This is a genomic window from Salegentibacter chungangensis, assembly GCF_042678405.1.
Lineage (GTDB): Bacteria > Bacteroidota > Bacteroidia > Flavobacteriales > Flavobacteriaceae > Salegentibacter_A > Salegentibacter_A chungangensis.
In genome coordinates this window covers 1,853,715-1,879,852 of the sequence record NZ_JBHTLI010000001.1, presented here as the reverse complement: position 1 = coordinate 1,879,852, position 26,138 = coordinate 1,853,715, and the positions used below count along the sequence as shown (strand labels likewise).

At 42.9% G+C, this 26,138-nt stretch carries 18 protein-coding genes; 10 read left to right on the top strand and 8 right to left on the bottom strand.

Going from position 1 to position 26,138, the window contains the following annotated elements; translation table 11 throughout:
• Positions 1–63 precede the first annotated feature (63 nt).
• Positions 64–942, top strand: a complete 879-nt coding sequence (locus ACFQ3Q_RS08555) for an AraC family transcriptional regulator (RefSeq protein WP_380744833.1) — start codon at positions 64–66, stop codon at positions 940–942.
• Here ACFQ3Q_RS08555 and malQ read toward each other — a convergent pair.
• The 4 genes from malQ to treZ all read right to left on the bottom strand — a co-directional run bounded on the left by malQ (position 939) and on the right by treZ (position 9,392).
• Entirely contained in the window at positions 939–2,444 is a 1,506-nt protein-coding gene (gene malQ, locus ACFQ3Q_RS08550) for a 4-alpha-glucanotransferase (RefSeq protein WP_380744831.1), read from the bottom strand. The two genes, ACFQ3Q_RS08555 and malQ, sit on opposite strands and share 4 nt — an antisense overlap.
• Positions 2,441–5,077 (bottom strand): malto-oligosyltrehalose synthase, encoded by a 2,637-nt coding sequence (gene treY, locus ACFQ3Q_RS08545; protein WP_380744829.1) that lies wholly within the window; start codon positions 5,075–5,077, stop codon positions 2,441–2,443. The genes malQ and treY overlap by 4 nt, the downstream gene beginning before the upstream one ends.
• Positions 5,074–7,500, bottom strand: coding sequence for a DUF3536 domain-containing protein (locus tag ACFQ3Q_RS08540; RefSeq protein ID WP_380744827.1), 2,427 nt, complete (start codon positions 7,498–7,500; stop codon positions 5,074–5,076). Before ACFQ3Q_RS08540 ends, treY begins: the two co-directional genes overlap by 4 nt.
• A gap of 74 nt (positions 7,501–7,574) precedes the next feature.
• A complete protein-coding gene (gene treZ, locus ACFQ3Q_RS08535) occupies positions 7,575–9,392 on the bottom strand; it encodes a malto-oligosyltrehalose trehalohydrolase (RefSeq protein ID WP_380744825.1) in 1,818 nt (605 codons plus the stop codon).
• Positions 9,393–9,590: 198 nt separating this feature from the next.
• Between treZ and ACFQ3Q_RS08530 the strand changes: the two genes are divergently transcribed.
• The 3 genes from ACFQ3Q_RS08530 to glgB are packed head-to-tail and all read left to right on the top strand — an operon-like array spanning position 9,591 to position 16,943.
• Positions 9,591–11,549, top strand: a complete 1,959-nt coding sequence (locus tag ACFQ3Q_RS08530) for an alpha-1,4-glucan--maltose-1-phosphate maltosyltransferase (protein WP_380744824.1) — start codon at positions 9,591–9,593, stop codon at positions 11,547–11,549.
• A gap of 17 nt (positions 11,550–11,566) precedes the next feature.
• A complete protein-coding gene (treS, locus tag ACFQ3Q_RS08525) occupies positions 11,567–14,878 on the top strand; it encodes a maltose alpha-D-glucosyltransferase (RefSeq protein WP_380744822.1) in 3,312 nt (1,103 codons plus the stop codon).
• Positions 14,871–16,943 carry a 1,4-alpha-glucan branching protein GlgB gene (gene glgB, locus ACFQ3Q_RS08520; RefSeq protein WP_380744820.1) on the top strand — a complete coding sequence of 691 codons (2,073 nt, stop codon included), beginning with the start codon at positions 14,871–14,873 and terminating at the stop codon, positions 16,941–16,943. Before treS ends, glgB begins: the two co-directional genes overlap by 8 nt.
• A gap of 15 nt (positions 16,944–16,958) precedes the next feature.
• On the opposite strand, the gene ftsH is transcribed toward glgB, so the two are convergent.
• The 4 genes from ftsH to ACFQ3Q_RS08500 form a co-directional block, all read right to left on the bottom strand.
• The gene (gene ftsH, locus ACFQ3Q_RS08515; protein WP_380744818.1) at positions 16,959–18,887 is read right to left on the bottom strand and encodes an ATP-dependent zinc metalloprotease FtsH; all 1,929 of its coding nucleotides are present in this window, start codon (positions 18,885–18,887) and stop codon (positions 16,959–16,961) included.
• Positions 18,888–19,009: 122 nt separating this feature from the next.
• Positions 19,010–20,035, bottom strand: a complete 1,026-nt coding sequence (locus tag ACFQ3Q_RS08510) for a zinc-dependent alcohol dehydrogenase family protein (RefSeq protein ID WP_380744816.1) — start codon at positions 20,033–20,035, stop codon at positions 19,010–19,012.
• An 18-nt stretch (positions 20,036–20,053) separates the two neighbouring features.
• On the bottom strand, positions 20,054–21,010 hold the full coding sequence (locus ACFQ3Q_RS08505) for a CapA family protein (protein ID WP_380744814.1): 957 nt from the start codon (positions 21,008–21,010) through the stop codon (positions 20,054–20,056).
• Positions 21,011–21,144: 134 nt separating this feature from the next.
• Positions 21,145–21,498: a 4Fe-4S dicluster domain-containing protein gene (locus tag ACFQ3Q_RS08500; protein ID WP_380744812.1), complete on the bottom strand. Its 354-nt coding sequence runs from the start codon at positions 21,496–21,498 to the stop codon at positions 21,145–21,147.
• Positions 21,499–21,629: 131 nt separating this feature from the next.
• On the opposite strand from ACFQ3Q_RS08500, the gene ACFQ3Q_RS08495 reads away from it, so the two are divergent.
• From ACFQ3Q_RS08495 to ACFQ3Q_RS08470, 6 genes are all read left to right on the top strand, one after another.
• On the top strand, positions 21,630–22,688 hold the full coding sequence (locus tag ACFQ3Q_RS08495) for an acyl-CoA reductase (protein WP_380745609.1): 1,059 nt from the start codon (positions 21,630–21,632) through the stop codon (positions 22,686–22,688).
• 75 nt (positions 22,689–22,763) lie between these two features.
• Positions 22,764–23,834 (top strand): 3-phosphoserine/phosphohydroxythreonine transaminase, encoded by a 1,071-nt coding sequence (serC, locus tag ACFQ3Q_RS08490; protein WP_380744810.1) that lies wholly within the window; start codon positions 22,764–22,766, stop codon positions 23,832–23,834.
• A 37-nt stretch (positions 23,835–23,871) separates the two neighbouring features.
• Entirely contained in the window at positions 23,872–24,822 is a 951-nt protein-coding gene (locus tag ACFQ3Q_RS08485; protein ID WP_380744808.1) for a D-2-hydroxyacid dehydrogenase, read from the top strand.
• A gap of 214 nt (positions 24,823–25,036) precedes the next feature.
• Positions 25,037–25,465 (top strand): DUF6146 family protein, encoded by a 429-nt coding sequence (locus ACFQ3Q_RS08480; RefSeq protein WP_380744806.1) that lies wholly within the window; start codon positions 25,037–25,039, stop codon positions 25,463–25,465.
• Positions 25,466–25,508: 43 nt separating this feature from the next.
• On the top strand, positions 25,509–25,814 hold the full coding sequence (locus tag ACFQ3Q_RS08475; RefSeq protein WP_380744805.1) for a DUF6787 family protein: 306 nt from the start codon (positions 25,509–25,511) through the stop codon (positions 25,812–25,814).
• A complete protein-coding gene (locus ACFQ3Q_RS08470; protein ID WP_380744804.1) occupies positions 25,815–26,132 on the top strand; it encodes a hypothetical protein in 318 nt (105 codons plus the stop codon).
• Positions 26,133–26,138: the final 6 nt, after the last annotated feature.

Genomic DNA, 26,138 nt, shown 5'->3' with positions numbered 1-26,138 from the left:
AAATATCCCACCATCAGGCAGCCATATTTTAAATTACATTTTTATTATCAAAAATGAATTTTTATGAATAATTCAATAAAACCAACCTTCGAAAGTATAGAACCGGCTTTTGGCAGTTCGTTTACCTGTAAATTCTATGACAGGAATAACCAGAACAAAAGCAACAATTTCTGGCATTACCATCCGGAGATCGAGCTGGTGTACGTGAACGGAGGATCTGGAAAACGACAAATAGGAAGTCACGTTTCTTATTACAGAAATGGCGACCTCATCTTAATAGGCTCTAACCTTCCGCATTGCGGCTTTACCGATACCCTTACCAATTATGAACAGGAATCGGTGATCCAGCTTAAACCCGAGTTTTTGGGAGACCGGTTTTTTGATATCCCAGAAATGAAAAACATAAGGGCTCTGCTTGAAAGAGCGAAAATGGGGATTGTCTTTCATAAAGAAAGTAAAAAGAACATCGGGAAGAGGATCGAAAAACTTGAAAGAGAAGACAGTTACGGCCGATTGATAGGATTACTGGAAATCCTGAAGATGCTGGCCGATTCAAATAATTATACCGTCCTTAACGCCCAGGGCTTCATCCTGGAAACCGAATTACAGGACAATAACAGGATAAATGTGATCTTCAATTTCGTAAAAGAAGAATTTAAAAGACCGGTGCCTCTGGAAGAGATCGCCGAAAAGGTTAGTATGACGGTTCCCGCCTTCTGTCGCTATTTTAAAAAGATCACGGGAAAAACTTTTGTTCAGTTTTTAAATGAATATAGACTGGTACATGCGGCTAAGCTGTTACATGAGAAACAGATAAGTATAACCGATGTATGTTTTGAAAGCGGTTTCAATAATTTCAGTCACTTTAACAAACAATTCAAGAGGTTCACGGGAAAATCGCCTTCCACTTACAGGAACGAATTGAAGGCTGTAGTCACCTAATTCTCTTCACAGCGGCCATAAAGGATATTCTGTTCCTTTAATTCTGCTGTTCTGTCCACGGGAATTTCCTGCGGGCTAACACGCCAGGTCCAGTGCTCGCCCTTTCCGGAAGGGACATTCATAATACCGCTCTCTCCAAGACCAATGATATCCTGAAGCGGTACTATAGCCAGCCAGGCAACCGATTTCAGGGCGAGATCCACCATCACTTTATTAACGTTCTTCTTATTAACTTTTAACGAAGTATAATCTTTTAAGTGCTGTTTTTCCTTGTCTGAAGTATGCCTGTACCATCCCTTGCAGGTATTATTATCGTGAGTGCCGGTATACACTACATCTCCTGCAGTATGGTTAAAAGGAAGGTACGGGTTCTCCAGTTTATGCCCCCCGAAAGCAAACTGAAGGACTTTCATTCTCGGGAATTTGAATCTCTCCAGGAGAGTATAAACATCTTCATCCAGCGAACCCAGGTCCTCAGCAATAAATGGCATTTCGGGAAACTCTTTCTTCAGGTTCCTGAAAAAATCGGTGCCTGGGGCTTTTACCCATCTTCCGTGAATCGCTGTCTTCTCCCCGGCATTCACCTCCCAGAATGCCGAAAAAGCCCTGAAATGATCCAGCCGTACCAGGTCAAAAAGAAAGAGATTCTGTTTTAACCTGGCTTTCCACCAACTGTAATCATCTGCTCTCAGGTTTTTCCAGTGGTAAATGGGCGTGCCCCACAACTGTCCTGTATCGCTAAAAATATCGGGGGGAACACCTGATATCTTTTCGGGCTCGCTGTTTTCTGAAAGCTTAAAATACTGCGGATTGGCCCAGCAATCGGCGCTATGGTGATTTACATAGAACGGGATATCCCCGAGCATTTTTACTCCCCTGGAATGAGCATATTCCAGCAGATCTTCCCATTGTTTAAAAAACAGGTACTGAATGAATTTCTCCTTTTCTACAAGTTCCCTTTTTTCAGTTTCCAGCTTCTCTAAATCTTTTTTCTTGCGATCCCGAAATTCTTCCGGCCACGCGGGCCAGTTATCGGAATATTGCTTTCTCAACACCTCGAACAGGGCATAATCATTCAGCCATTCCCGGTGCTTCTCACAAAAAAAGATGAATTCTTTCTTTTGTTCCTGTTTTTGAAGATAAGCACTATAGGCCGCATCCAGTAAATGTTCCTTGTAACGAACTACCGGTTTAAATTTTACTTTTTTATCCTTTATTCCTTTCGGAAGTTTTGCGGTTTTCAGGTCTGCAAGCCCTTCCTTCTCTAAAAGTTCAGGGCTTATCATTAAGGCATTCCCGGCAAACGCAGAATAGGTGCTATAAGGCGAATGGCTGTAAGCTTCCCCGGTGGGATTCAACGGCAAGAGCTGCCACCAGGAATAGCCCGAATCACTTAAAAAGTCCACAAACTTATATGCCTCAGGTCCCAAATCACCGATCCCGAATTTTGAGTGAAGGGAAGTTATATGCAATAATATGCCGCTGCTTCTTTTCGTTTTCATCCTTCAGTCTTTAAAACAACAATGGGGAATTCTTTCAAAAGCTCAGTAACATTTATCCTCTCCCCGAATTCATATATTACTCCGCTCAGGATGTTTTTCCATTTTTTCGGAAATTTCTCTGTTAGTAAAATATAGGTCTCTTCAGGAACAGGAATAAACCCCTTATCATCAAAAACCTTAGTTACTTCCAGGGCCAGAACAACCAGGACCCTTCTTTTTTTATATTTTCTGAAATATGCTATAAATCCATCTGATATCCTTCCCTCTAATTCGACAGGAATATAGTCTCCTTCAAAAAAAAGTTTTGGATCTGCTTTTCTCAACTCTAAAAGTTTATTCAACACATATAATTTGATCTTGCCATTTTGATAATTCCCCTTTAATCCTGATAAAGACAGAGATTTGTTTAGTTTAATTTCAGTCAGGTATTTTTTCCTCAATTCATAATCAACAGCCCTTCGGTTGTCAGGATCTACATAATTAAACTCCCATAATTCGGTGCCCTGGTATACATCCGGAAGCCCGGGAGCCGTAGATTTCAGCACGACCTGCCCCAGGGATTTTAAACATCCATAATAACTGACCTTTTCCATAAACGGATCAAAGGAAGTCCTGAATTCCCTGTTTTCCCAGATGGCTTCAACAAACTCCAGAACCGTCGTTTCATAGGATTCGTCAGGACTGGCCCAGCTGGAATTCACTTTGGTTTCTCTTAAGGCTTTCTGCATATAAGCCTTTGTACGCTCAATAAAGTCCGTTTCTTCCCCAAATGCTTTTACTGCTAAAAGACTTTGATAAAGAAAGTATTCCTCATTAGCATCAGGAATATTTCTTTTTTTCAGAAATCCGTTCAGCTGCTGCCATTCTTTAACTTTTCTGAAAAATTCATCAGGAATTTCACTTAGAACATTCAGGCGCATCCTGGAATCCTCACCCTTCTTGGTATCGTGAGTTGCTGAAGCATTCATCGCCAAAGGAAACCTGTCTAAACGCTGAAACATTTTTTGGTGAAATTCTGTGGTGCTAATACCGAAGCCTTCCGGAGAATCTCCAACCTCATTATGAGAAATAAGCCTGTTATAGATATAGAAGCTGGTATCCTCCACGCCTTTTGCCGCCAATGGCCCGGTAAACTGCTGGCACCTTTGCAGGAAGTAAAGTGATTTATCTTCATCAGCATCAGATTCCCCCAATAAAACAGCCTTAAGCTGCGTAAAAATATCAGTATCTTCAGAAGTATATTTTAATGCTTGGCTAACAGCTTCCTCTATTACCTGTTTTTCATTCTCTTTCAGAGGGAATTGTTGCGGATATATCCTGTAAACCGGAAAACCTGCGAGTATTTCTCCAAGTGCCTTTTTTACTGAATATCCTTCAAAATCATTCTTTTCGAGAAGCTTTCCTGAATCCAGAAGATCGTATAGATTTTGCAACTCTCCATTCATCCGGCTTTCCAGTACAAGCTGCTTCTTTTGAAACACAATTTGCTCATAACCTGATAGTTCCGGCACCAGAGCCTTATAAAATTCTGTAAACTTAGTTTCATTCTTTTTAGCGGTAAGCAACTGATTTACCTGTGCCAGAAACTCGTAACCCGTGCTTCCCTCCACAGGCCACTCTGCCGGAAGCTCCTCGTATTTTTCAAGAATCTTCTCAACAACCAGGTAGGCGTCTTTCCCAAAGTTTTTCCTCAGCCTTTGCAGGTATTCCAGTGGATCGAACAAACCGTCTATATGATCTATCCTTAACCCATTTATCAGTTCTTCCTCTACCAGTTTCTTTATAAAACCGTGGTAATCCTTAAATACCTTTTTGTCCTCCATCCTAAGGCAAATAAGATGGTTTATGGTAAAGAACCTGCGATAATTAATCTCATTTTCGGTGGTTCTCCAATATACAGGGACAAACTTTTGAAGCTGAAGAATTTCCCTTATAGAGTTGTGGGAACTGTTGATCTGAACAAACTTCTTACTTATCTTATGCTTCATTACGGGGTTTTTATCCAGCTCCTCCCATAAACCTGCTTTTAACCTTTGTAACTCCTCAGCAGTTCCTGAAAAAGAGCGGAACTTCTTTTTCCATTCTTTTTCCTCCAGTTCTTCAAAGATCCTTGAATAGGTTTGCAGATTTACCGGGTAGGAATTTTCAAAATATCTAAAGACAAAAGCATTTTCCCCGAAATCTAATTTAATTTGCCCCTTCTTGATCACTTCTTCTTTCAGCTCCCCAAGAAAAGGAGCCATTATTTTGTCTAATTCCTTATAATTCCAGTCAATATCAAAATGCTGATAATAATGAGACTTTACACCAAGCTCTAGAATATCCCGAATCCAGGGATTCGCCGGATCAAAAGCCATATGATTAGGGACTATATCCTGGATCCAGCTCATTTTTTTCTTATCAAGCAATTTTCTAATCTCCCTGAACTCCTCCAGCGTACCTATCTCAGGATTGATCTTAAGCGGGTCTGTATTATCATAGCCGTGAGTGCTTCCTCTTCTGGCTTCAAAAAAAGGGGAGGCATAGATAGTGGAAATCCCGAGTTGCTCCAGATAATCCAGAATTTCCTTCAGTTCCTGAAACCCAAAACCTGAAAATAACTGAAGTCTGTATGTGGCTATCGGCACTTTCACTTCACGACAAGATTTAAGTGATTCGCCAGTTCTTTAAACCCGGAAACCCAGGCCAGAGATTCGGGATTGCCATCTTCGCTGTTGCGGTTAAAAACCGAAAAATGATCAGATTTAATTTGAAATGCGATATTCTGAGCTTCCCATTTATCGGGTTTGATGGAACTTTTACTTATAACTTTAAGCAAATGATTAATCTCAGCGAGAATGGTGAGATTCTCAGGGTGCTGCTTCAGGTCATTTAACAGGGAAGTAAGTTTTTCATTGGTAAGATAATTAAGGGTTACCACGTCAAGTTCAAGTTCCACAAGTTCAGAAGAGTTAAGAATCTTAGTGAATCTTTGGAGGTTAAATGGCTTGTCCTTTAAAATATGGGTGAGTTTCGTGTTCACTGCCATTTCTATGGGCAGTTTAAGGCGGTTAGGGACTTGCAGGTTGATCTCCCTGAAGGTCTGTAACAACGGGTAAGCATTATCATACAACTGTTGCACCGCAGCTTCTGCACTTTTAAGCGTATTCTCGGTCACCTGCTCCATAATTCGCCTTTTCTCATCCCGGAAAAGGTGCCAGAAGGAGTAATTGTGGTTTCCAAAAAAGGCGTCCATCATATTGAAGATCTCATAGATATTTCCCTTTTTGAACAGTTCAGCCGCTTTTTGATGCATCTCTTCCAAAGCCTCAGACCCAAGAAATTTCCTGACTCCCCCAAAAAGATGATGGTCTCCCATATGCAGCACGGCATAGGAAATATCAACGGTTTCCCAGGTAATGTCAGATTTGAACTCTGTCCTGCCTATTACAAGCTTTTGCTTTCCTGCTTCATAATAATAATTCGCCTTAACCGAAGCCTTGAAGTTATAAAGGTTGATCTCTTCCGGAAACTCTTCAAAAAGTGAGGAAACAGCATAGTGTGCTCCAACCCTTATCATATCAATTCGCATTGGCCTCACATAACGATTATAGGCGGTAAGTGCAGTTCCGAATTCCGGAATATTACTGGGTATTTTTTCCAGGAGTTTTACGAAATCTGCCTCATAAACTTTTCCGTTTATTTCATCGGCCAGCTGAATAGCCCTGGTGGCGTAGAAGATATCCTGCATAGATTCAATTCCCGTCACTTCATCAAAGAACCAGCCGCAACTGGTATACATAAGCATACAATGGTATTGCATCTCCAGTAGTTTCAGGACCTTCACCTTATCTTCTTCAGAAAGTTCCTGCTCAAAATTTTCCTTAAGGAATTCAGCTACATTAGTTTCATTTCTATCAAGGATTATCATTATATATTTATCCCTTAGTTCCCAGGCCCGGGAAGAGAAGGCCTCCATTTCCTTCTCATACAGGATTATAAGTTCCTTCCTTATCCAGTCGAAAGTTTCCCTGAGGGGTGCCCTCCATTTCTGGTTCCAGTTTGGCCTTCCCCCGGTACTGCAGCCACAATCTTCCTTCCAGCGGCCGACGCCGTGTGAACAACTCCAGGAGGTATCTTCAAGAATCTGGGCTTCATATTCAGGAGGGAATTTTTCAAGGAATTCTCCATAAACAGTGAGCTTAATATCCTTATCGTTTTCAATTTTATTTAAGCAATAGGAAAGCGCCATTTCTCCAAGGTAGTGGTGGTGACCATAGCTCTCCCCGTCAGTAGCGATATGAACCAGCTGAGTTTCCTGTGAAGAGGTGAACTGCCCGGTAAGCCGTTTCGCAAAATCTTCACCATTATCCAGCAAGCCTTCAAATGCAACTCCCTGTGAGGCCGGACCATCGTAAAAAAACAGGTCAATATATCTGCCTGAAGGAAGGTTACAGCGGTAGGCTTTTCTGGGATTAACTTTTGCATTAGAGGCATCTTTCCATTCCGTATCTCCTATTTTCCTTACCTGTTTTGCCTGATAAGGAGACAGGATGGTGAATTTAATTTCGTACTTGGCAAGGACCTCCAGAACTTCGGTATTGACCGCGGTTTCACCAAGCCACATCCCCTCCGGATATCGTTTAAAACGGGATTCAAAATCCTCTATTCCCCAAATAACCTGGGTTTCCATATCCCGTCGGTTGGCAAGTGGCATAATCAGGTGATTATATGCTTGGGCAAGTGCCGAGCCGTGACCGGAGAATCGTTTCTGACTTTCCTGGTCTGCCCTCAGGATACCCTCATAGGTTTCCGGCGCTTCATTTTCCATCCAGGCAAGGAGAGTTGGTCCTATATTAAAGCTCATCCAGGCATAGTTATTCATAATGGCACTGATCTTAGATTCCGGGTCCAGGATCCTGGAAGAGGTATTACGTACATAGCATTCGGCATTTATCCTGTGGTTCCAGTCGTGGAAAGGATAAGCAGAATCCTGGATCTCAACTTTGTTCAGCCAGGGGTTCTCGCGGGGAGGTTGATAAAAATGGCCGTGTATACAGATATATTTATTATTCATAAGGAACAATTTTAGCAGCTGACAGTTTACGGGTAAAGCCCGGTCCTGCAGCCGGATGATTAAGTCCTGATAGCTCAGGTTTTGTATACCAAAATTGAAGTAGGTGGAAGTTCGAAGTGACTTTCAGCTTTAAAGGCATCAGGAAAAGACAGTGGTCCTTTCCATTTCTTCTCGGCTGAAGCAATGATCTTTTTCCAGGAAGCTGAGTTCCCGGTTGCTGGTATTTTTATAGTTTGGGGAGTACGTTCAAAATTAATGGCCACATATAACTTTTTATCCGGACCATTGGTAGTTAAGTTAAGCAATTTTCGGTCTTCACTGGCCTCTATATTAAAATTTCTGGCATTTAATTCTTTAAAAGCTGCTTCCTTTCTTAGTTTGATGAGATACATATAATACTCAAAAATACAGGCCTTAAACGGGTCTTCTTTAAAATTCCAGTTAAGCCTTGAACGTAAAAAAGTTTCTTCAGCCTGCGGGTCTGGAAAATCCCCTTCCTGTTTCAGAAAATATTTGAATTCTCTTTTCCGGCCTTCCTGGACAGCCCGGATCAACTCTTTATCCCCGTGGCTCACGAAGTACAGGAAAGGATTGGATTCAGCAAATTCCTCGCCCATAAAAAGCATAGGCACATAAGGCGAAACAAGCAGGATTCCTGCAGCGAGTTTTTGTGCTTCAAAAGAAACAAGATCAGAAAGTCTTTCTCCCAGCATCCGGTTCCCTACCTGATCGTGATTTTGCACACAAACCACGAATTTTTCAGGTGCCAGGCCTTCAGGATCAATGCCTACGGTGCGTTTACGGTGTTCTGAATAAATACCGTCATAAACAAAGGCCTGTTTCAAGGCCTTATTAAAACACCAAAGCTTACCAAAATCGGAATAATACCCGTCCTTTTCAGAGGTTAGAAGAGTATGAACGGAATGATGGAAATCGTCTGTCCACTGTCCCTCCAAAGCGTAGCCACCATTGGAATAATTATCGATAGTTCTGCGGTCATTACGGTCACTTTCGGCTATAAGAAAGTATTTTTTACCGGTATCCCGTTCCAGTTCCTTAACCGAATAGCTCAGCTGCCTTAAGAAATGAATAGCACTGCTGTCTATAATCTCGTGTACGGCATCAAGGCGCAACCCGTCAAAATGGAATTCCCCGAGCCACATTTTGGCATTCTGAATAAAGAAATTGCAAACCTCATCAGAATATTCATCGTCAAAATTCATCGCTTGCCCCCAGGGAGTCTCGTATTTTGAGGTGAAATAAGGACCAAAAAGGGAAAGATAATTTCCTTCAGGGCCCATATGGTTATAGACCACATCCAGAATGACCGCGATTCCCTTTTTATGGGCTTCATTTATCAATTCTTTCAGCTGTCCCCTCCCTCCGTAACTTTCCTGGACAGCGAATGGATACACCCCATCATAACCCCAATTCCGGTTACCGGGAAATCTGGCGATAGGCATAATCTCAATACAGTTTATCCCAAGCTCCTTCAGGTGATCCAATTTCTTCTGTATTCCGCTAAAGTTCCCTTCTGTAGAGAAGGTACCGGTATGCAATTCATAAATTATGAGCTGCTCCTGTTTTGGCGGAATCCAGGATTCGTCATCCCAGGAGAATTCTTCAGAAACCACTTCAGACCACGAATGCACTCCGTGAGGTTGCGACCTGGAAGCAGGATCGGGATAGCTTTCCCCGTCAACTTCAATTTTATATAAAGTCCCGGGTTCAATGTTTTTCAGAGTAACTTCCCAATAACCGGCCTTATCCATTTCCGGTGTTATGGGCTTTTCAGAATTCTTAAGAAGGATCCGGATCTTTTCAGCAAAAGGAGCCCAAACCGTAAAGCTACAGCCATCATTAATAAAATGTGGGCCCAAAATCCTTTCCATATCCCTTCTGCTTCAAAGTTTAGATAACCAACCAAATCTATGAATGATAAGTTTTAAGTTTCAATGTTTAATATATTTTTAACTTACAATTAGCACGCAATCATCTAATTTTAAGTGATTTAAACGCCCCCTCTATCACCCTTTTCGCCTTATTATCTCAAGCCTTAAGGCTCGACAACCCTTTAAAATACTAATAACTTGGAAGGTCTTAAAAGAATAGTCATAGAACACGTATACCCTCAAATTGATTGCGGGAAGCATCCGGTAAAACGAATAGTGAACGAACCGATGAAGCTTAGCGCGGATATTTTCGGGGACGGTCACGATAAACTGGAAGCTGTCCTGCTCTACAGAAAACAAAAGAAAAAAGGGGGCAGGGATAAAAAATGGAATGAAATTCCAATGAATTTTGAAGAAAATGATCATTGGACGGCCAGTCTTATTCCTGAAGAAACAGGATATTATGAGTATACCCTGGAGGCTTGGGTAGATCATTACGCAACCTGGCTTTCTGACCTTGAGAAAAAGATGGAAGCCGGACAGGATATAAAACTCCAATTGCTGATAGGAGCCGAACTAATGGAAAAAGCAAAAGAAAGGGCCACTGTTGGCCAGAAAAAGAAACTGGAAAAGTGGATGACATTGCTTAAAGACCCAAAAAGCGAAGGCCGTGCCATCGAGCAGGTTTTTAGCAAAGAAACTGCCGAGATGATGTATAACACCCGGGACAAAAAGATTGCTACCTGGTATGAGAAGGTCCTGATATTAAAGGTGGAAAGAAAAAGAGCGCTCTTTAGTGCCTGGTATGAGTTTTTCCCCAGATCGTCTTCAGAACACAAAGGTAAACACGGAACATTTAAAGACAGTGAAAAGATCTTACCCGAAATTGCCAGGATGGGCTTTAACGTGATCTATCTTCCGCCAATTCATCCCATAGGGCTAAGTCATCGCAAGGGAATAAATAATGCCACGGAAGCCAACCCCGGAGATCCCGGCTCTCCCTGGGCGATCGGTTCTAAAGAAGGAGGGCATAAGGCCATTCATCCGGAACTGGGCAGTCTTGAGGATTTTAAAAGTTTCGTTGAAAAAGCTCACGATCTGGATATGGAAATAGCCCTGGACTTTGCGATACAGTGCTCTCCAGACCATCCCTACGTTAAGGCACACCCGCAATGGTTTAAATGGAGGCCAGACGGGACCGTACAGTATGCAGAGAACCCGCCAAAGAAATATCAGGATGTATTACCGGTAAATTTTGAAACCGAAGACTGGAAAAATCTCTGGGAAGAACTCAAGAGCATTGTAGAATACTGGATAGACAAGGGAATAAAGATCTTTCGGGTAGATAACCCTCACACCAAGTCTTTCGTTTTCTGGAATTGGCTGATCCGGGAGATCAATGAAAAACACGACGGAATCATCTTCCTGGCCGAAGCCTTTACGCGCCCAAGGGTGATGGAAAAACTGGCTAAACTCGGGTTTACCCAGTCCTATACCTATTTCACCTGGAGAAACACCAAAGAAGATTTTATTGAATATCTTACCGAACTTTCAAAATCTGAGCTTCGGGAATATTTCAGGCCGAATTTCTGGCCAAACACCCCCGATATTCTTCCGGTTTCCCTGGAAGACCAGCCGGAATCAGCATTTCTTATCAGGATAGTCCTGGCATCCACGCTTTCTTCAAATTTCGGCATTTATGGGCCGCTTTTCGAATTTAATCTGAATGAAGCCTATCCCGGAAAAGAAGAGTATACCCGTTCTGAAAAATATGAGATCAAGAACTGGGACTGGCACAAGTCTACCAAGACCAAAGAACTCATTACCAGGCTCAACTTGCTTCGCCTTGAAAATCACGCACTCCAGACCACCTGGAATATCGAGTTTTCGGAAACCGACAATAAAATGATCCTTTGTTATTCAAAGATCGACGAAGATTCCGGTAATAAACTGCTGATCGTGGTGAGCCTGGATCCAGATCACAGCCAGTCGGGCTGGGTGAAAATGCCGGTAGACCTGTTCAAGATAAAAAACCCAAATTCCTACAACGTACACGACCTGCTAAATGGTTCAAATTATATGTGGCAAAATGAATGGAATTACGTGGAGTTGCATCCGCAAAGCATTCCTGCCCATATTTTCAGAATTGAAACCTAAACTTAAAAAGCAGATATATGAGTTTCTCCGGAAATATTGATGATCAGATCCACTGGTACAAGGATGCCATTATCTATGAATTACATATAAAAGCATTCTTTGACAGCAATGGGGATGGAATTGGGGATTTTAACGGCCTCCTGCAAAAGCTCGAGTACCTGGAAGACCTCGGGGTAACAGCCATCTGGCTATTGCCTTTCTACCCTTCCCCACTCAAAGATGACGGGTATGATATTTCCGATTACTACAAGATCAATCCCAGTTACGGCGATGTGAAGGTCTTTAAGAAATTTATTAAAGAAGCACATTCCAGGGGATTGAAAGTGATCACAGAGCTTGTAATCAACCATACATCAGATCAGCATCCCTGGTTCCAAAGAGCGAGAAAGGCAGCTCCCGATTCCCCGGAAAGGGATTATTACGTATGGAGCGATGATCCTAAAAAATATAAAGATGCCCGTATCATTTTTACCGATACCGAGCCCTCCAACTGGACCTGGGACCCGGTGGCGAAAGCCTATTTCTGGCACCGGTTCTTTTCGCATCAGCCCGACCTTAATTTCGAGAGCGAACTGGTACAACAGGAGGTCTTTAAGATCCTTGACTTCTGGTGTGAGATGGGTGTTGACGGCTTCCGGCTGGATGCGGTTCCTTACTTATACGAAAGTGATAATACCAATTGTGAAAACCTGCCGGAAACACACGAGTTTCTGAAAAAATTAAGGGCCCACGTAGATAAACATTTTGAGAATAAACTTTTGCTGGCCGAAGCCAATATGTGGCCAGAAGACTCTGCAGCTTATTTTGGCGATGGAGATGAATGTCATATGAACTACCACTTCCCAATTATGCCACGAATGTTTATGGCCATAAAGATGGAAGACCGCTACCCGATAATCGATATTATAGATCAGACCCCGGAAATACCCGATACCTGCCAGTGGGCCATTTTCCTGAGAAATCACGATGAGCTAACCCTGGAAATGGTAACCGATGAGGAACGCGATTATATGTATCGGGTGTACACCAAAGACCCGCAGGCCAAGATCAATGTCGGGATAAGGCACAGGCTGGCACCTCTGCTTGAAAATAACAGGAACAAGATCGAGCTGATGAATATCCTTTTATTTTCTCTCCCCGGAACTCCGGTGATCTATTATGGTGATGAAATTGGAATGGGAGATAACTTCTACCTGGGAGATCGCGATGGGGTAAGAACGCCTATGCAATGGTCTGCCGATCGCAATGCAGGTTTTTCCAATGCCAATCCGCATAAATTGTACTTACCGGTCATTATAGACCCGGAATATAAATATGAGTCTATTAACGTCGAGGCACAGCAAATGAACTCCTCTTCCCTCTTGTGGTGGATGAAGCGCATTATAGGAATGCGGAAAAAGTTCAAGGCTTTCGGAAGAGGAAAGATCAGATTCCTGTCCCCTTCAAATGCAAAAGTGATCGCTTTTATCCGAAGTTATGAGGAGGAAGAAATTCTGATAATCGGCAACCTTTCCAGGTTTCCCCAGTCAGCGGAGCTGGAACTGGAAGATTATGAAGGCTACACTCCGGTAGAAGTTTTCAGCCATAATAAATTCCCAAAGGTGACCGAAGCTCCTTATTTATTTATGATGGCTCCTTATGGCTACTACTGGTTCCTGCTGGAAAAAGAAAAAGAAGCTTACCAGGGGCAGGAACATCCCCCCGTAGTACATCTCCATCAATGGTCAGATCTCCTGGAGAACAAGACCAAAAGCCTGTTGGAGAACAAGGTGCTTCCCGGTTACCTGCAAACCTGTCGTTGGTTTGGAGGCAAATCCCGCGTTGTCCAGAACTTTTCGATCATTAATCATATCAAAATTCCTGTTCCCGATCTGCATTCCTGTCTGATCACCCTTGAAGTAAACTACAACGAAGGCCTTCCGGAAATTTACCAGCTTCCGCTTGCCTATGCTTCGCAAGAAAATGAAGCCTTATATAAGGAAATTCCGCAGAAAGGAATTATAGCCAATGTAAAACTTAACGGAGACGAAGGGGTCTTATTTGACGCTGTATATGCCGAAGCATTCAGAAATCTGCTCCTGAAATTTATCAGGAAAAACAGGAAACTTCCGGGAGAACGCGGAAATATTATTTTCTACCACAGTAAAGGCGGAAAGTTCTCTTCAGATATTGTGCATTCCAAAATCCTGAATGCCGAACAAAGCAATACTTCGCTGATCTTCGAGAACAAATATTTTCTAAAGCTGTATCGTAAACTGGATAATACTATAAATCCAGATCTCGAAATTACCAGGTATCTTTCAGAAAAAACAGATTATAAGAACGCTCCTAAGTTTGTGGGCGCCATAGAATATAACCCTGACCCAAAAAATATTGTGGTGCTGGGAATGATGCAGGACCTGATCCCTAACCAGGGAGATGCCTGGGACTACACAAAGGATTCCCTGAACCAGTTTTTTGAAAATGTCCTGACCAGGCCCAAAGAGATGAAGATAAAATCTCCTAAAGCAGATCTCACCACCCCCATAAAATATCAGGATATGCCAGATTTTATGAAGGACCTGATGGGTATTTTCCCGGAAAGGGTATCACTTTTAGGACAGCGAACTGCAGAAATGCATAAAGCTCTTGCAGCACATCCTGAAGAAAAAGATTTTGAGCACGAGCCATTTTCGCTTCATTATCAGCGTTCCTTATTCTCGTCTCTCCAATCTCTTACAAGAGGATCTTTTCAAAGCCTGCAAAAGAATATTGCAAACCTGCCTGAGGCAATTCAGGAAGAAGCCAGAGAAGTTCTGGAGATGAAGGCAGATATCCTTGATTGCTTCAAACGGGTATTTGACCATAAGATCCCGATTATGAAGATAAGAACGCACGGTGATTATCACCTTGGCCAGGTATTATGGACGGGGAAAGATTTTGTGATCATAGATTTTGAGGGGGAACCGGCCCGTTCCTTTAGTGAAAGGAGATTAAAGAGATCAGCCTTACGGGATGTGGCGGGAATGTTAAGGTCTTTTCACTATGCTGCCTACAGCAGTATGACCACCTCAGAATTCGATCAGCAGAAGAAAGAAAGTAATCTTGAAGATTGGGCAGAATCCTGGTTCTACTACGTTTCCAGGCTTTATTTATTCGGGTATCATAAACACACCAGGAACTGTGACTTTATTCCCGATAATCCGGATGATTTCAAGATCCTGATGGAAACCTTCTTACTTGAAAAAGCGATCTACGAACTGAGTTACGAACTAAACAACCGCCCCGATTGGGTTCTCATTCCGCTTAGGGGTATAAAATCTATAATGGGGAGGTACCGAAATGACTAAAAAAAAGGAAAATAAAAAAACAGAAGCTACCGGAAAAAAAACAAAGACTGAGAATATGCAGTTCCCGAAAGACCCCGGACAAATCAAGGGTTTTGTAAAAAGATCTGAATCTGGGACAGGTCCTGAAAAAAGGAAAAGCGCTCCTTTAAAAACTGCACCAAAGAAAGCGGGAACAGAGGCCTGGATCTCAGAATATGATATTCACCTTTTTAAGGAAGGTAAGCATTATCATTTATACAAAAAGCTGGGTTCCCATCTCAGGACCAAAAACCGAAAAAAAGGAGTGCAGTTTGCCGTATGGGCACCAAATGCCAGTAAGGTCTCCGTAATTGGAAGCTTCAACAACTGGGATAAGACGGCCAACCCAATGACACATCGTTACGACGAATCGGGAATTTGGGAGTGTTTTATTCCGGAAGCGGAAAAAGGCAGTGTTTATAAATATTTGATCAGCTCACGTGATGGATATACAGCCGAAAAAGGTGATCCTTTTGCATTTATGTGGGAAGAACCACCCAAGACAGCATCGATGGTCTGGGACCTTGAGACAAAATGGAAGGATAAGAAATGGCTTAACAAACGAAATAAACAAAAGGGAAAACCTCAGCCGGTTTCGGTTTACGAGCTGCACATCGGGAGCTGGAAAAGAGTTCCCGAAGAAGGGAATCGCTCTCTGACCTATTTGGAGCTTGCCGAGCAATTACCCGAATATATTAAAGAAATGGGGTTTACCCACGTGGAATTTATGCCGGTTATGGAACATCCTTTTTACGGTTCCTGGGGTTACCAGATCACGGGTTATTTCGCGCCATCCAGCAGATATGGTACGCCACAGGACTTTATAAAACTGATAGAGGCCTTACACGAAAATGAAATTGGAGTTATTTTAGACTGGGTTCCCTCCCACTTCCCTTCAGACCTGCACGGACTGCATTACTACGACGGCACTTATCTCTACGAACACGCCGACCCTAAAAAGGGATTCCATCCCGACTGGAAAAGCTATATATTCAACTATGGCCGAAATGAGGTACGTTCTTTTCTGATAAGCAATGCGGTTTTCTGGCTGGATAAATATCATATAGACGGCCTGCGGGTAGATGCCGTGGCTTCTATGCTCTACCTGGACTATTCCCGGGAAGACGGGGAATGGATCCCGAATGAATATGGCGGCAGGGAAAACCTTGAGGCTATAAGTTTCTTAAAGGAATTCAATGAAGTTGCTTACGGGGAATTCCCTGATATTATAACCATTGCGGAAGAGTCTACTGCCTGGCCAATGGTTTCGCGGCCAACCTATCTTGGAGGGCTTGGCTTCGGGATGAAGTGGATGATGGGCTGGATGCACGATACCCTGGAATACTTCAAAAAAGACCCGGTTCACCGCAGGCACCATCAAAATGATATCACCTTCAGCACCACCTATGCTTTTACCGAAAACTTTATGCTTCCTTTATCTCACGACGAGGTAGTCTACGGAAAACAGGCACTGATCAACAAAATGCCCGGAGACGAATGGAATAAATTTGCCAATCTTAGAAGTCTTTATGCCTATATGTATGCCCACCCCGGCACAAAACTGCTCTTTATGGGTGGGGAATTCGGGCAAACTTCCGAATGGGATCACGATTCCAGCCTGGAATGGCACCTATGCCGGTATCCGCTTCATCAACAGATACAGGAAACTTTAAAGACGCTAAATCATATCTATAAGTCCGAACCGGCACTTTATGAGGTCAGTTTTGAACATACGGGTTTTGAATGGATAGATATACACGATGCCGAAAACAGTGTGATCTGTTTTATAAGAAAAGGAAAAAAAGCCGAAGAGAGCCTGGTGGTGATCTGTAATCTCACTCCCGTGCCGAGAGAAAATTACCGGATAGGTATTCCACAAAACAGAGCATGGAAAGAGCTCTTTAATTCCGACCTTGATAAATTTGGCGGAAGTAATACCAGAAACAACAAGTCTTTAATTCCTGAAGATATCCCGGCCCACGGCCAGGAGCAGTCTATAAGCCTTACTTTACCCCCAATGGCGGTGTTGTACCTGAAGTTGGAATAAAGAAACTAAAACAGCTTATTCCTTAGTTTGCATTTGAGGCTTTTCTCCGAGAATTGCCTTAATTTCATCTTTATACAGGATCTCCTTTTCCATCAGTGAGGCTGCAAGGGCATCAAGTTGGTGGCGATGAGAATTAAGAATCATCTTAGTCTTCTCATAAGCCTTATCGATAATAGCCTGCACTTCAATATCTATTTTTTCTGCGGTCTTTTCGCTATAAGGCTTTTGAAGTGCTCCTTCCCGTTTTCCGGTGGAATCATAAAAGCTAATATTGCGCAGTTCATCACTTAACCCATAGTTTACCACCATAGTGTAAGCCTGTTTGGTCACTTTTTCCAGGTCGTCTATAGCATTGGAAGACACCTCCTCAAAAACGATCTCTTCTGAAGCCCGTCCGCCTAAAGCAGAACAAATTGCATCCAGGAATTCAGATTTGGTAATGATCTGGTGTTCTTCCGGCAGGTACCAGGCTGCTCCCAGACTTCTGCCTCGTGGGATTATAGATACCTTAAGCACAGGCTGAGCGTGTTCCAGATACCAGCTTGCGGTAACGTGGCCGGCTTCGTGATAGGCTATCCTTTTCTTCTCGGCAGGAGTTATGATCTTGCTTCGTTTTTCCAAACCTCCGATCACGCGGTCTATGGCATCCATAAAATCCTGCCGGTGAATTGCCTCCTTTTCTCTTTGAGCCGCAATAAGGGCAGCTTCGTTACAGATATTAGCGATGTCGGCCCCTGAAAATCCTGGTGTTTGGGCAGCCAGTAATTCTTCATTCACATCCGGACCAAGTTTTAAAGGCTTCATATGCACCTTAAAAATCGCTTTCCTTTCGGTTAGGTTGGGCAATTCCAGCTGGATATGACGATCGAACCTGCCTGGCCTTAACAAAGCCGGATCGAGAATATCGCCCCTGTTTGTAGCTGCAAGAATGATCACCCTGGTATTGGTATCAAAACCGTCAAGTTCTGCCAATAACTGGTTTAGGGTACTCTCTCTTTCATCATTAGATTGAAAAATGGTGGAGCTGCCTCTTGCCCGGCCAATCGTATCTATCTCATCTATAAAAATTATACTGGGAGCCCTTAATTTGGCCTTGCTGAAAAGGTCTCTTACCCGTGCCGCACCTACGCCCACAAACATTTCAATAAATTCGGAACCCGACAAGGAAAAGAAAGGGACTCCTGCCTCCCCGGCCACTGCCTTAGCCAAAAGGGTTTTTCCCGTTCCCGGGGGACCTAATAGCAGGATTCCCTTAGGTATCTTAGCCCCGAGGCGTTCAAATTTTTCAGGATCTTTCAGAAATTTGACCAGTTCATAGATCTCTTCCTTAGCTTCTTCAAGACCGGCAACATCCTTAAATGTAACCCGGGTTTCGGTTCCCTGTTCCAGTATCCTGGCCTTAGACTGCCCGAATTTAAAGAAGGAAGAATCGGCTCCCTGCATTCTGGCTGAAATTCCCCGCAGCATATAAACCCAGAACAGAATAAGCAGCCCAATAGGTAACAGCCAGGGCAAGATGGTACTTCCCCAGTTTTGTCTCCTGCTATAAGTGACCACAATTTCATTTGCCTCAGGATATTCTTCTCCGGTTCTTTTAAGCTGATCATAGAAAACCTCAACAGCACCTATATTGAAAAAATATGAGGGACCCCGCGCCTGCTCTCTTTCCAAAATACTTTGGGTCTCCTGATCGGCGGCTTTCTTTTCTTCAGTTTTGAGGTATACCTCAACCCACTCATTATTTACCACATCCAGACGATCGACTTTATTCTGTGCTAAAAGTTCCTTTTCAAAGTGATTCCAGCTAATCTGCGGAAGAGAGCTGCTGCTTTGGAAAAACCACATCCAGATAAAAAAGAAAATCATCACAATATAGATCCACCAGAACGTAGATTGTGGCTTTCTGGCCGGGGTTTGTGTTTGTTTTTGCTCTTGTGAATCCATAGCCCCATTTTAAAGAAAAGACGAGATACCCGTACTGAAAGTCCTTTAAGTTCCGATTTTATGCCGAAAGCGGAAATGATAAAAGTCATTCGGAAAGTACCTAAAACAGGAAGATACTTTTCTTAAACCCGAAGTACCTTGGCTCCTCTTATCTTCTGGGTTTTCATCTCCAGAAGCGCCTTATTGGCTTCCTCTAGTTTATATTCCTGAAATTCGGGTTTAATTCGGGCTTCGGCTGCCAGTTTTAAAAAACCCTTTACGTCTTTTGCAGTAACATTGGCCACACTTTTAATCTCTTTTTCCAACCACAGGTCCCGCTGATAGGAAAGCTTTTCCAGATAACCCTTGTCGCTTTCCTCTTTTCTTATGGCGTTAATTACAAGCCTCCCTCCTTTTTCAAGGTTGGAAAGAGCTTCGACCACCGGCTTCCAGGCCGGAGTGGTATCGATTATGGCATCAAGTTTCTCCGGAGACCTGTCGGTGGTGTCACCGGCCCAGGTGGCACCCAGTTCCAGAGCGAACTCCCTGTCAGATTCACTCCTGGCAAAAACGTAGGTTTTCACTTTTGGAAACTGATATCTTAGCATTTTTAAAACCAAATGTGCCGATCCTCCGAAACCGGTAAACCCAAGCCTCTGCCCATCCTTAATTCCGGCCAGACGCACTGACCTGTAACCAATAGCCCCGGCGCATAACATTGGCGCAGCTTCGGCATCACTGAAGAATTCTGGGATCTTATAAACATACTTCTCCTCTGCCACCATAAATTCGGCATAACCTCCATTAGCATCGCGTCCGGTAGCCCTGAAATAATCACATAGGTTCTCATTCCCGGCTTTGCAATATTTGCATATTCCACAGGCAGAAAAGATCCAGGCAACTCCTACCCTGTCACCGGTTTTGAAATTTGAAGCTCCGGGACCATTCCTTTCCACTCTGCCCACTACCTGATGCCCGGGAACTACGGGGAATTTAGGAGGAGCGGTCCTGCCCTCTATCTCATCCAGTTCTGTATGGCAAACCCCGCAAACTGAAACTTTTATCAATACCTGCCCGGGGCCGGGTTCAGGAATTTCAATATTACTGAGTTCCAGCGGCGACCTGTTTTCCTCAAAAGATGAGCTGCGGTGTAATAGCATTGCCTTCATAAACACTTATTTGATCAATTAACCGTTTAATTCCACTATACCATTTCCTGACACTTCAGTCCCTAACTCTGAAGAAAGCTTCTGCATTCGTTTCAGAGTCCAGTCATAATCTTCAGCCCGGGCTTTATTTACCTGCATATTCCTTATCCTTACGGGGATGAGCTTCAGCTTTTTCAACCCGGAGCGGTCTGCTTCAATAATGAAGAAAAAACTCCGGTCATTTCTCAACACGGGGTCCACCACATAATCATCAACAAAGTCACCCGTATCATACATTATAAGGCCCTTATTATAGATCTCTATCCCCTGAAAAATATGCGCGCTGTGGCCGTGAATAATATCTGCCCCAAAGTCTATGATCTTATGAGCGAAGTCCTGAAACTGCCGGGTAGGTTTTACTCTCATGTTCGGGCCCCAGTGGTATGAAACAATAAGAATATCAACCTCCTTCCTTAGGGCAGAAATATCTTTTTTAATCCTTTCAGTATCCCCAACTTCCAGGTAGTTGGTACCCGGGTTGGCACTTGCAATCCAGCCAGGCTCATTATCGGTATAGCCCAACAGGCCAAGTTTTAAATCTTTAACATCAAGAATCAATGGTTCTGTTGCTTCCTTTTTATTCTTCCCGGCCCCAACGTACCTTATTCCGGCCTTATCCAAAACTTCAATTGTTTCTAAAAGGCCTTTTTCAGAAAAATCGAGGATATGATTATTGGCAATTGTGACGGCACCGATCTTTGCGGCGATCAGGGTCTGCACCTTATCGGGCTCTGCTTTAAAATTGAATACTTTGGGAACTCTTTCTTTACTTTCGGTAAGCGTGGTCTCGAGATTAAGAATATTGAGGTCTGTTTTTTTCAGAAAGTCCAAGAGGTCTCCCCAGGGATAGAAATAATTGGTTTCAGAGATCTTAGCATTAACACCTCTCCCCAGCATAGTATCGCCTCCAAAACCTATTGTAATTCCCGTATCCATAATTCAAAACATTAAATTACAGAATTTCAATGCATTACGCACTTTACAGACAATTAAAATTTAGCCAAAACGGAAAATCAGGACATAAAAAAACCGCTGCGCAAAGCAGCGGTTCCAATATATTTAAACGGTAATTAGTCCTCGTGGTGCATAAAGTTTTGTTTCCCGAGTAATTCCTCTTCGGTCTCCACGTGATCTTCATCCGGCACACAGCAGTCTACAGGACACACTGCGGCACACTGAGGTTCCTCGTGGAATCCTTTGCACTCGGTACATTTATCGGGCACTATATAATAGATCTCATCACTAATAGGCTCCTGGGCTTCATTAGCATCTACTTCTTTTCCATTGGGAAGCACTACATTCCCTTCAAGGTCTGTCCCGTCGGCATAACGCCAGTCATCAGCCCCCTCATAAATTGCAGTATTGGGGCATTCCGGTTCACAAGCCCCGCAGTTTATACACTCATCTGTTATTACAATTGCCATAGCTCTTTTTATTTGTAAATTTAAACTGAAAATTAAAACTAATCCACCGCTTTCTTAGGAGTTTGAAAGCGTAAGTTTTATTTTCGCAGATACAAATTTAACGCCAATCGCATTCATAACCAAATATGCAAATGACAATCGAAGACCGCAAATCTCACTTTCTTACACTTGGTAAATTTCTTGGACAATTTGAACTGAAGGACTCGGTGCTGGATGAAAAACTTCCGCACAACGAGAAGTTTTTTACTGAAATGGATCATAAGATAGATTCAGCGGTGCATCATAACGGATGGTTCAACAGGGAAAATGTGGTTTTTTCACTTCAGGAATGGAGCAAAGCCCTGACCCGTGAAAACCTGGACGAGTGGCTTAGCAAATACGAATTCAAAGAAAAGGAACCTAAAACCGTGGCCGTTATAATGGCGGGAAATATCCCGCTTGTAGGTTTCCACGACTTCTTATCTGTTCTAATATCAGGCCACCGGGTGCAGGTTAAACAGTCTTCAAACGATAAACAGTTATTACCCGTAATTGCCGCCTATTTAATGGCCCTGGAACCGGAATTCGAAAAATACATCTCGTTTACCGATGAACAGCTGGATGATTTTGATGCAGTGATCGCAACCGGCAGCAACAATACCGCCAGGTATTTTGAATATTACTTCGGAAATAAACCGAATATCATCAGGAAAAACAGGAATTCTGTAGCCGTACTTACCGGTGAAGAATCCAAAGAACAGCTGGAAGCCTTAGCCGAAGATATCTTCAGGTATTACGGACTTGGCTGCAGGAATGTCTCTAAGCTTTATGTGCCTGAAGGCTACGATTTTGATTCGTTCTTTAAGGCGATGTACGGCTGGAACCCGATCATCAACCAGGCAAAATATGCCAATAACTACGATTATAACAAGGCCGTATACCTGATGAGCGAATTTAAGCTCCTGGAAAACGGGTTTCTTATCCTTAAAGAAGATGGCAGCTTTGGCTCCCCCATCGCCACCCTGTTCTACGAGACTTACAAGGATAAGGATGAGCTGAAAGGCAAACTTGAAGCGCACAAAGATAAATTGCAATGCGTGGTATCCCATAACTTTAAGGAAGATGAAGTGCGCTTTGGAGATACCCAGCATCCAAGGCTTTGGGATTACGCAGATAATGTGGATACTATGGAATTTTTGTTAAATTTATAGTTGCTATAATTATCATTTTAATAACAGGCTGTCCTTCCTGTTTTTAGCATCTTTGTATAAGAAACAACCAATTTTATGAAAAAACACAACTATAGTGCAGGCCCTTGTATATTACCGCAGGAGGTATTTCAGGAGGCCTCACAGGCTATACTGAATTTCAATGACTCCGGATTATCTATCCTGGAAATATCCCACCGCAGCGCCGATTTCGTCTCGGTAATGGAAGAAGCGAGAGAACTGGCCCTTGAACTATTAGGGCTTCAGAACAAGGGCTACAAGGCTCTTTTCCTCCAGGGAGGTGCAAGCATGCAGTTCCTGATGGTCGCTTACAATCTACTGGAGAAAAAAGCGGCATATCTCAATACCGGAACCTGGTCTACCAAGGCCATCAAGGAAGCGAAATTGTTTGGGGAGCTGGATGAAGTAGCTTCCTCTAAAGACAAGAATTTCAACTATATCCCGAAGGGTTACAAAATCCCTTCAGATGCCGATTATTTTCATTGCACCAGTAACAACACAATTTTCGGTACACAGATAAAGGATTTTCCTGAAACGGATATTCCGCTGGTATGTGATATGAGCAGCGATATCTTCTCCAGGGAAATGGATTTCTCAAAATTCGACCTTATTTATGCCGGTGCCCAGAAAAATATGGGGCCTGCGGGAACCACCCTGGTAGTGGTAAAAGAAGATATCCTCGGAAAAGTTAGCCGACAGATCCCGTCAATGATGGATTATAAGGTTCATATTGGTAAAGACAGTATGTTCAATACCCCGGCAGTTTATGCGGTGTATGTTTCTATGCTTACTCTAAGATGGATCAAGGCCAAGGGCGGAATTAAAGCAATGGAGGAGCGAAATGCTGCCAAAGCCAAGCTGTTATACGATGAAATAGACAGGAATTCTATGTTTGAAGGTTATGCCGCTGTTGAAGACCGCTCTCCTATGAACGCGACCTTCAACCTTAAGTCTGACACCCATAAAGAGACTTTTGACAAAATGTGGAAAGAAGCCAATATCAACGGGCTTAACGGGCATAGAAGTGTTGGAGGATACCGCGCTTCTATGTACAATGCACTTCCGCTGGAAAGCGTTCAGGTGCTTGTAGACACAATGAAAGAATTCGAAAAGAAGTCAGGAAAATAAATTTCTGCCTTCCGGAATAGAAAAACACAAAACATATATGAAAGTTTTAGCAAACGATGGTATCTCACAAAGTGGTATCGAAAGCCTGGAAAAAGCAGGATTTGAAGTGATCACTACCAGAGTTGCCCAGGAACAACTGAAGGATTATATCAATAAGAATCATATTGAAGTACTGCTGGTAAGAAGTCCCACTAAAGTAAAGAAAGAACTCATTGATGCCTGCCCAAACCTAAAAGTGATCGGTCGTGGCGGAGTTGGTATGGACAATATAGATGTAGATTATGCCAGAAGCAAAGGCATAAAGGTGATCAACACTCCCGCAGCTTCTTCGAGTTCGGTTGCCGAGCTGGTATTCTCACATCTTTTTGGTGGTGTACGTTACCTGCACGATGCCAACAGAAATATGCCCCTGGAGGGCGAGTCCAGGTTCAAAGACCTTAAGAAGTCTTATGCCAAAGGAATGGAGTTAAGGGGAAAAACCCTTGGTATTATCGGTTTTGGGCGCATTGGTCGTGAAGTGGCCAAGATCGCTTTAGGGGTCGGGATGAAGGTGATTGCCAGTGACAGTAAAGTGGGCGAAGCCAGCATCGATCTTGAGTTCTATAATCACCAGAGCATAAAGATTCCTATTAAGACCGAACCTGTAAGTGAACTTATCAAGCATTCCGATTTTATAAGTCTGCACGTGCCTGCACAGGATAAGCCCGTAATTGGCAAGAAAGAGATAGCTCAAATGAAGGATGGCGTTGGGATCATCAACACTGCCCGTGGCGGAGTTATCGATGAAGAAGCGCTCCTGGAAGCCCTGGAAAGCGGAAAGGTAGCTTTTGCCGGCCTGGATACTTTTGAAGACGAGCCAAAACCCGCTATAAAATTACTGATGAACGAGAAAGTCTCCTTAAGCCCGCATATTGGTGCTTCCACCAATGAAGCCCAGGACAGGATAGGAACTGAACTCGCCGAGCAGATCATCGATATTCTAAAATAAAACCAGGAAGATTAATCTGAAACTCATAAAAATACCCCGATTGCCTTGCCTTCGGGGTATTTTTATAATAAATCTTTAACGCTTGCTTCGGTTAAAAAGTTGTAATTTAAATTTAAGCGGTAAAAGCAAAGTTCACGACTTGCTTCAGGGAAGCTTTAATAAGGTTTCACAGGAAGTTTCCGCAAATGAATATTAAAAAATAAACGACCCCGTTATGAAAAATCTGATATATGTAGCTTTATTAGGGCTTTTAATCTATAGCTGCGGAACTATGCGAGACAGAGACCTGAGGTCTGACGAGATCGCGAATGCCGAGAATGACACGGTGCGTATTGCCAATGATAGTCTGGAGTATGAGATCATTATCATTGAGCCCGGTTTTGACCTTTTCATCAATACCATTGCAAAACCTGAGGGATACTATTCTCAGGAATATCTTGAGAATAAAAATCGATTCCTGGTAAGTGATTACAACAACCGGGTACACCAGCCACAAATTTATAACCCAAATCTTTATGTGCAGGAGATCAACTATGATCCCAGTATAGACTATGGCTATGAGGTGAATTATCTGCTTTATAATTACTTTGTTTACCTGAGCCGGCAGTACAATCAGCGATTTTCTGTCCCGACAAGGATCTAGCAGAAATATTTTATTCTCATAAGCTTTTAATATATTTGCCCCTATGAATAAGTTGAAAGAACGCTGGGGCATAAATTCTAATTGGCAAATTTTAGTGATATTTCTGGTATTCGCCATTACCGGATCTACCGCAACTAAACTTGCTGCTCCAGTATGCAGTTTTATAGGACTTGATCCTGAAAGCACTCACTGGAGCATTTACTGGTTTGCCCGTATAGTTCTTATTTTCCCTTTATATCAGATCCTTTTGGTAAGTTTTGGATGGATCTTTGGCCAGTTCAAGTTTTTCTGGGCCTTCGAAAAGAAAATGTTAGGCAGGCTGGGACTTCACAAAATTCTAAAGCACTAAATGAAAAAGGCTCAGGAAATATTCTTAGTTCTTACAGCGATACTACTGCTCTTACCTTCTGCGGTCAGTTTCTCGCATCTTTTTCTTGGCCACAGTCATAACCTCTGCGACAAGTATGCAGAGCAACATTACCACAAAAAGTCCCTGGATTGCGAGCTTCATAAATTCCAGAAGAATCCGGCATTAGAAATTCAGCTTTCAGCAGTTGAAATTCCAGTCTTTAACGAGCCTAAGCTGGAAATCTACAATCATTATCAATTTTTAAGTGATTACCAAAGGCTGCCCTTTGAACTAAGAGGACCGCCTGCATCTGTATAATTCCAA

Bases quoted from the DNA above. Each gene is read 5' to 3' on its own strand.
- treZ (WP_380744825.1), bottom strand. From the start codon at position 9,392: ATGGAAAGGATTTTGGGCCCACATTTTATTAATGATGGCTGTAGCTTT.
- ACFQ3Q_RS08485 (WP_380744808.1), top strand. From the start codon at position 23,872: ATGAAAGTTTTAGCAAACGATGGTATCTCACAAAGTGGTATCGAAAGC.
- ACFQ3Q_RS08505 (WP_380744814.1), bottom strand. From the start codon at position 21,010: ATGGATACGGGAATTACAATAGGTTTTGGAGGCGATACTATGCTGGGG.
- ACFQ3Q_RS08555 (WP_380744833.1), top strand. From the start codon at position 64: ATGAATAATTCAATAAAACCAACCTTCGAAAGTATAGAACCGGCTTTT.
- glgB (WP_380744820.1), top strand. From the start codon at position 14,871: ATGACTAAAAAAAAGGAAAATAAAAAAACAGAAGCTACCGGAAAAAAA.
- ACFQ3Q_RS08495 (WP_380745609.1), top strand. From the start codon at position 21,630: ATGACAATCGAAGACCGCAAATCTCACTTTCTTACACTTGGTAAATTT.
- ACFQ3Q_RS08475 (WP_380744805.1), top strand. From the start codon at position 25,509: ATGAATAAGTTGAAAGAACGCTGGGGCATAAATTCTAATTGGCAAATT.
- ftsH (WP_380744818.1), bottom strand. From the start codon at position 18,887: ATGGATTCACAAGAGCAAAAACAAACACAAACCCCGGCCAGAAAGCCA.
- malQ (WP_380744831.1), bottom strand. From the start codon at position 2,444: ATGAAAACGAAAAGAAGCAGCGGCATATTATTGCATATAACTTCCCTT.
- treS (WP_380744822.1), top strand. From the start codon at position 11,567: ATGAGTTTCTCCGGAAATATTGATGATCAGATCCACTGGTACAAGGAT.
- ACFQ3Q_RS08470 (WP_380744804.1), top strand. From the start codon at position 25,815: ATGAAAAAGGCTCAGGAAATATTCTTAGTTCTTACAGCGATACTACTG.
- ACFQ3Q_RS08500 (WP_380744812.1), bottom strand. From the start codon at position 21,498: ATGGCAATTGTAATAACAGATGAGTGTATAAACTGCGGGGCTTGTGAA.
- serC (WP_380744810.1), top strand. From the start codon at position 22,764: ATGAAAAAACACAACTATAGTGCAGGCCCTTGTATATTACCGCAGGAG.
- ACFQ3Q_RS08540 (WP_380744827.1), bottom strand. From the start codon at position 7,500: ATGAATAATAAATATATCTGTATACACGGCCATTTTTATCAACCTCCC.
- ACFQ3Q_RS08480 (WP_380744806.1), top strand. From the start codon at position 25,037: ATGAAAAATCTGATATATGTAGCTTTATTAGGGCTTTTAATCTATAGC.
- ACFQ3Q_RS08510 (WP_380744816.1), bottom strand. From the start codon at position 20,035: ATGAAGGCAATGCTATTACACCGCAGCTCATCTTTTGAGGAAAACAGG.